The organism is Chryseobacterium sp. Leaf201 (genome assembly GCF_001421435.1).
Lineage (GTDB): Bacteria > Bacteroidota > Bacteroidia > Flavobacteriales > Weeksellaceae > Chryseobacterium.
Genome location: NZ_LMKA01000014.1, coordinates 1 through 6332, shown reverse-complemented (window position 1 = coordinate 6332; position 6332 = coordinate 1). Strand labels below are relative to the sequence as shown.

Genomic DNA, 6332 nt, shown 5'->3' with positions numbered 1-6332 from the left:
ATTATTCTTATTTTTTTATAATCATTATATTTACACTTTTTTTGTTTATCTATATAGGTAAAACTAGTAGGGAAAGAATATTTAAAGAAAGAGAAATCCAAAATATGCATATTGACAATAAAAGTGTATTATAATGATTATTGAAGTTGCTGCCTTTTAGGTGTCGGAATTACTCCAACTAATTTCATATTTTTAATAACAGGTCAGAAAATAGGATTATATTTTAAAACCAACTATGAATACAATTGGTTAGGTATTGGAAGAAATGTAGTGATCGTATTTTATAGATTAGTTAGTAGCTCTTGCACTTGCAAATTAACAATCTTTATTATAACAGTAAATAAACCCTTGCAGAAATTGTGAGGGTTTTGTATGAATAGCTAAGTACATGTGTTGAAAACAAAAACTCCAAAGTCTCAGACTCTGGAGTGTATTTTAAAAGCTGACCCTTACATCAACGGGTGTTTCCATTTTGATGGTAATCCTGGTGGTCTCGTCAATAAGTTCACAGTCTGTTGCCGTATAGGTTCCGTCTTCCTTTTTTTCCTGTACTTTAATATCCCCGAAGTCTACTTCATCTTTAGGAATTTCGATAAAATAACCGCCTGTTTCTTCATCACGGGTAAAATGTTCTTTGTTGAAATCAATAAACTGCATATTTGTATGGTATTTGGTTAAAAACTACTATCAGCAATAATTGTGACATTCTGTAATCTCCATGATGAATGAGATTTGTACAGCCGTATTCCAGTGATTTTTAACGGGATCTTTTTTTGCCGACCGTCTTTTCTTTAAGCTTAAACCTATATCAGAATGTCCTGATCTTCTTGGGTGTACGTGGAATTTTAAGCTATAGGAATAACAAATTCAGATTTTATATTGAATTATTATAAATCAAAGTAAAATCCCTTCAGGATTTCCGGAAGGGTTGTAATGGTGATATCTTGACATATGAAGATTACGTATTAAATTTTTATAATGCGCTTGTAGAGTTTCAGTACCTTCTTGATCTTCCTTTTTACGATCATCCTGTTTATGGCGTGAAGGATTGTGTTCAGACAGTATTCCGGAGAGATGCCCGACAGCAAAGCATATTCCGAAGCAATAATTCTGATGGTTTCCTGGTCATTCGTCAGCCTTGCAAAGTTTTTAAGACGCTTGTCTTTTTCAATATGTTCATAAAAATTCATCCGGTTCAGATCTACAAGATAAATTTCATAGCCGCCGTTTTCCTTTTTTATTAAAAAATTGCCGGGGGAATTATCAATAAATTCAATTCCCTCATTATGCAGGCTGAAGATCAGGGCTACATACTGTTTAAGGATTTTTTCCCGGTCAGGAAACGAATGATCTCCCAGTACGTCTGATAAAGGAAATGAATCTTTTAACTGTTCGCTGATGTAATAACTGGAAGTAAGGCCGATAAAATCATGGTTTTCTACATATGCCACGGGTTTCGGGGTGTGGAAGCTCTTGCTGATCAGCATCTGTGCATATTCAAAAGACCGCCTGGCCTTGGATTTCCGGTAGAATTTATAAACATGGCGGTTGATGATATTGTGCTGCTTGAACGATTTGAAGTTTAACGTAAAACCGTTAAGATCAAAAAATTTAATAACGTTTCTGTTCCCGTTTCCTATTAAAGTCCCGTCGCTTTTAAACCGGTTTAAAATAGCGGTGATGTCTTCTCTGTACTGCGATACATCTTCGGCAAAAATCACTTTCATAACAGTTTTTATTTAAGATTCAGGATTATTCAGGCTCTTGCGGATCAGGGCTGTGATCCCGTCATGGTCCAGTATGTTTGTATTGACGGAAAAGCTGTTCTTGCTGTACGGTGCATATTCTTTTTCATCAGTTATCGAAAACAGGCCGATGGTAGGAGTCGCCGAAGCACTCGCCAGGTGCATTACGCCGTTGTCTGCAGCAATAAAGAGTACCGAGGCAGCAACAAAAGCGCCCATTTCACGGACATCGGTACTGTAGAAAGAAGGGATGCTGAAATTGAGTTTCGATATGTTTTCTACGGGCAAAAGCTCAATGATATTGTAATCGGGGAAAGCCTGCGCCAGCTTTCCATAGAATCCGGTCCACCAGTCTTCTGAATAACATTTGTCTCCGGTAGCATTCGTAAACAGGCATATTGTTTTTTTATCGTTTTTTACCAGGCTGAATAATTTTTCTTTGCCTGTTTTTATTTCCTCCTGATCCAGTTTAAGGTCCAGAGAAGGGATTTCACCGGTGTTTACAGGAATTCCCATCTGGGTAAGGTACTGTCTCAGGTTGTAGATGGAATTTTTAGCAATATGCTTATAGTCGGGATGGCTTAATGCTAAGCTTTCATCAAAATCTCCGAACATCTTGTATCTGGATTGGGCAAAAAGCGTGGAGAGCCTTCCGGATGATGACCCGTAATTGGCATTAATCACCAGATCGTAATTTTTTGTTTTGATGACCGCCCAGCCTTTAAGATATTTAAACAGATCCTTAAACGGCTTTTTGGGAAGCTGGATAATTTTGGAGATGTTGGAATAGTTTTTATAGATAACGGGCGTTACGCCGCCTTTTACAAAAAGATCAATTTCACTGTCTGGAAATGTAGCAATAACTTCCTGTACCAATGGGGTAAGCAGCAATAAATTACCCAGCCGGTGATTCGGACGGGTGATTAGTATTTTCTTAATTGCCGTAGTGGTTCCGTTGCCTGCCTCTTCATTTGATTTTCCGATATTTTTAGTCAGATTACGCATTACGGATCGTCTGACCCCATTAATTCTCTTGTGAATTTTCATGAACTGCAGGATTATTTTTAAAGCTTATTATGGAATATAAAATTACTTCTAAATCATAAATATCAATCAAGTGTTTGATTATAACTGTTTATGATTATAATAGATGAAAGTAATAATACAAATTTAATATAAACCTGCAGTTAATAATTCGGAATCATCATTTATTCCTCATCATGCAAAAATATTCATCATGTCCAGCTCTTTAAATCATAGGCTGCTTCCCAGAAAGAATATTCCATTCGGGAAGAGGTGATAAAGGCTTCAGTCATTTTTTCCCTTACGGCAGGCGTCGTTTCAGAAGCTACCCGGTTACAGATGCTGATCGCCTGCTGCACGGCACCGGCAAAATCTTCCCCTCCGTAGGTGTCAATCCATTTTTGGTAGGGATTATTCTCAGACTGAAGGCTACTGTAGATATGGTCTCCTACTTTTTTATAGATCCAGAAGCAGGGCAGGAGGGCGGCCATGGCAATCTCCACAGCGTCCAGTGCTGATGTACTTTTGAGGAAATGGACATAATGATGGCAGGCAGGCTGCATGGTTCCTTTGTCAGTGACGCCGAAATCCCTGAAATAGGATTCATGGAGGGCATTTTCAACGATAATGGCCGTTTCAGCATACTTCAGGTAGCTCAGTGTATCCTGGATATCATGTGCTCTTGCCGCAATTAATGCCAGTGCTCTCCCGAAGTGCTCAAGGTATAAAGAATCCTGGGCCATGTAAAACCGGAATTTTTCCTTAGGCAGGGTTCCGTTTGCCAGTTCTTCAATAAACGGCATTTGCAGGATAGATTGGTATGTGGTTTCAATGTGTTTCCAGGCAGATTCAGACCAGTTCATGTTTAATTAATTTTTGTGGGTTAAAAAAGTGGTTCAGCGGGCCGTTTCCTTTTCCGGTCACAACATCTTTTCCGCTGCTGATGGCTTCAAATACATAATCCTGCGCCAGTGCAACCGCATCATACAGTGCTTCACCGCGGGCGAGGTAAGCGGCAATGGCTGAAGAAAGCGTACAGCCGGAGCCATGTGTATTGACGGTTGCCAGTTTTTCGGTTTCAAAAGAATGCTGGCTTCCGTTTTCGTCAAAAAACAACGAAGTAACGGTAGGCGACTCCTGATGTCCGCCTTTCAGCAGTATATTTTTACATCCGTATGTTAAGATCTTTTCTCCTGCCGTACGCATATCATCAAGGGTTTTTACTTCCATCCCGGCCAGTAGGGAAGCTTCGTCCATGTTAGGCGTTATAATATCGGCAATGGGAAATAATTTTTCGGTAATGGTGGTGATGGTTTCCTCTTCAATTAACCGGTGGCCGCTTGTTGCTACCATTACGGGATCAAAAACAACAGGGATTTTCGGATACCTGCCCAATGTGGCTGCAATGGCTTCCACCAACTGGGGCGTATGCACCATCCCGATTTTGATGGCCTGCGGGAAAATATCATCCAGCACGGCTTCGATCTGGTCGGAAACCGCTTCTATCGGAATAGGGTATATCTTTCTCACGCCCGTGGTGTTCTGTACCGGAAGGGCGGTAAGCACAGATGTGGCATAGCATCCAAGCGCCGAGAATGTCTTGATATCGGCCTGGATCCCGGCACCGCCGCTGCCGTCAAAACCGGCAATCGTCATTACGGAAGGATAGGTGTATTTTTTCATTTCAGTATTTCATTTTTAAGTTCGTACGCTGCTTTTTCAGGGTTTTCCGCACCGCATACCGCTGAGACCACGGCTAAGGTGTCGGCTCCCGCTCTGATGATGGCCGCTGCATTGGAAGAACTGATATTTCCGATGGCTGCCAACGGCTTGTCGGTTAGGGACCGTATTTTCGACAGGCCCTCCAGTCCCCATTCCGTAACAGTATCTTTTTTGGTATCGGTGCTGAAAATAGGGCTGATGCCTAAATAATCTGATACGGCTGTATTTTCATTTTCCAGCTGGCTGAGGTACTCAATGGAATACCCGATCATTTTATCTTTAAAATAAGGTTGATCCCTCAATATATGAGGAGCCGTATCATTATTTCCGACATGGATCCCCGAACATCCGGCTTCCCGGGCAACTTCAGCATGATCATTGATGATCAGCGGAATGTTGTATTTATCCGTTATCTCTTTTAACTTCAAAGCTTTGTAGAGAAATGCTTCAGCTGAATCATTTTTTTCGCGCAGCTGAATCATATCCACGCCTCCAATAATTGCTTTTTCCGCAACCTTGAGAAAATCTTTTCCCAGGCAGTCTTTTTCAGAAATCACCAGATACAGAAGATAGGGGAATGATGGGTTAATTGTCATGATTCTGAAGTTTTAAACGGCCGGAAAATTCTTCCTGCGTAATCGAATACAGCTTATCAAGGATGTTAACCTGAAGGCTTCCGGGGCCGTTGCTCTGTTCAGCAGCCAGTTCCCCTGCAATGTTTAAAAGGCTCATAGCGGCAATCACCGCTTCCGTTTTATTTTCGGTAACACAGAGAAATGCACCGATAATGGCTGATGCCGTACAGCCGAGCCCGGTTATTTTTGTCATCATAACATGGCCGTTTTTTAAGGAAATCCTTTGGTTTTTGCTGATGACGATATCGGTTTCCCCTGAAATACAGACCATCGAATTATGGTTTTCTGCAAGAAATTGTGCCGCCTCAACAGCTTCATTGCTCAGGGCTGTACTGTCTACTCCTTTTGTAACGGTTGTATTGGCTTTTGCCAGGGCGATGATTTCAGAAGCATTTCCGCGGATCACAGGAGGGTCCAGAGACAGCAGCCGGTTCAGGACCTGGTCACGGTAAGGTGTTGCCCCTGCTCCCACAGGATCCAGGATCCAGGGTTTCTGCAGTTCATTGGCCTTTTCTGCAGCAAGCAGCATGGCTTCTTCCCAGTATTCATCTACTGTACCGATATTAATGACCACTGCATCTGCAATAGCTGCCATATCTTTTACTTCTGATTTTGCATGGGCCATTATCGGGGATGCGCCAACGGCCAGCAGCGCATTGGCTGTTATATTCATCACCACGTAATTGGTTATATTGTGAACCAGGGGAGCGTTATTCCTAACGCGGAGTATATGTTGCCAGAGTGTATTTTCCATTTCTTATATTATATCAATAAAAGCTTTAGGATATATCCGGACAACAGCCATCATCAGATAATGGCATATTGCTTTTCCCTACGCCGGTGTAAGCCGTATCAGGTTCAAAGGGACTGTCTCAATTCTTTTCAGAATACCCCTAAAGCGTTATGTAAAAGTATTGAAAAATTTTGATTTGATCCTGTAAAACGGTTTAAATTTAATTGAAACACATAAAATTTTTAAAAGCTATTTTTTAAATCAAACAGCTCAAATGCATATAAAATCTGAAGCGGTTGACATATCCGCGAAAAATTATTTTTAAAACAAAGTCAGACAGGCTTTTAAGGTGACGGAAATCATAAGTTACGACTGATTTTAAAGACTTCTATTAAATCACACAATCGTTATAAATCCTCTGAAATTTAAGGATAATGATAAATTGAATATAAAATAAATATCTGATTTTCAATT

At 40.7% G+C, this 6332-nt stretch carries 7 protein-coding genes and 1 riboswitch; all 7 genes read right to left on the bottom strand.

The annotated features are described in order from the left end of the window. Positions 1-435: 435 nt before the first annotated feature. Positions 436-657, bottom strand: coding sequence for a hypothetical protein (locus ASE55_RS02625; protein ID WP_056215169.1), 222 nt, complete (start codon positions 655-657; stop codon positions 436-438). A 308-nt stretch (positions 658-965) separates the two neighbouring features. Then, the gene (locus tag ASE55_RS02620) at positions 966-1727 is read right to left on the bottom strand and encodes a lipopolysaccharide kinase InaA family protein (RefSeq protein ID WP_056215168.1); all 762 of its coding nucleotides are present in this window, start codon (positions 1725-1727) and stop codon (positions 966-968) included. 12 nt (positions 1728-1739) lie between these two features. Continuing rightward, on the bottom strand, positions 1740-2792 hold the full coding sequence (locus ASE55_RS02615; protein WP_056215165.1) for a glycosyltransferase family 9 protein: 1053 nt from the start codon (positions 2790-2792) through the stop codon (positions 1740-1742). Positions 2793-2980: 188 nt separating this feature from the next. Continuing rightward, the gene (gene tenA / locus ASE55_RS02610; protein ID WP_056215162.1) at positions 2981-3631 is read right to left on the bottom strand and encodes a thiaminase II; all 651 of its coding nucleotides are present in this window, start codon (positions 3629-3631) and stop codon (positions 2981-2983) included. Then, a complete protein-coding gene (gene thiD / locus ASE55_RS02605) occupies positions 3618-4451 on the bottom strand; it encodes a bifunctional hydroxymethylpyrimidine kinase/phosphomethylpyrimidine kinase (protein ID WP_056215159.1) in 834 nt (277 codons plus the stop codon). The genes tenA and thiD overlap by 14 nt, the downstream gene beginning before the upstream one ends. Then, entirely contained in the window at positions 4448-5086 is a 639-nt protein-coding gene (gene thiE, locus ASE55_RS02600) for a thiamine phosphate synthase (RefSeq protein WP_056215157.1), read from the bottom strand. Before thiE ends, thiD begins: the two co-directional genes overlap by 4 nt. Next, positions 5076-5879 carry a hydroxyethylthiazole kinase gene (thiM, locus tag ASE55_RS02595; protein WP_056215155.1) on the bottom strand — a complete coding sequence of 268 codons (804 nt, stop codon included), beginning with the start codon at positions 5877-5879 and terminating at the stop codon, positions 5076-5078. Before thiM ends, thiE begins: the two co-directional genes overlap by 11 nt. Before the next feature lie 58 nt (positions 5880-5937). Further along, positions 5938-6030: riboswitch (TPP riboswitch) on the bottom strand. Positions 6031-6332: the final 302 nt, after the last annotated feature.

Bases quoted from the DNA above. Each gene is read 5' to 3' on its own strand.
- tenA (WP_056215162.1), bottom strand. From the start codon at position 3,631: ATGAACTGGTCTGAATCTGCCTGGAAACACATTGAAACCACATACCAA.
- ASE55_RS02625 (WP_056215169.1), bottom strand. From the start codon at position 657: ATGCAGTTTATTGATTTCAACAAAGAACATTTTACCCGTGATGAAGAA.
- thiM (WP_056215155.1), bottom strand. From the start codon at position 5,879: ATGGAAAATACACTCTGGCAACATATACTCCGCGTTAGGAATAACGCT.
- ASE55_RS02615 (WP_056215165.1), bottom strand. From the start codon at position 2,792: ATGAAAATTCACAAGAGAATTAATGGGGTCAGACGATCCGTAATGCGT.
- thiE (WP_056215157.1), bottom strand. From the start codon at position 5,086: ATGACAATTAACCCATCATTCCCCTATCTTCTGTATCTGGTGATTTCT.
- thiD (WP_056215159.1), bottom strand. From the start codon at position 4,451: ATGAAAAAATACACCTATCCTTCCGTAATGACGATTGCCGGTTTTGAC.
- ASE55_RS02620 (WP_056215168.1), bottom strand. From the start codon at position 1,727: ATGAAAGTGATTTTTGCCGAAGATGTATCGCAGTACAGAGAAGACATC.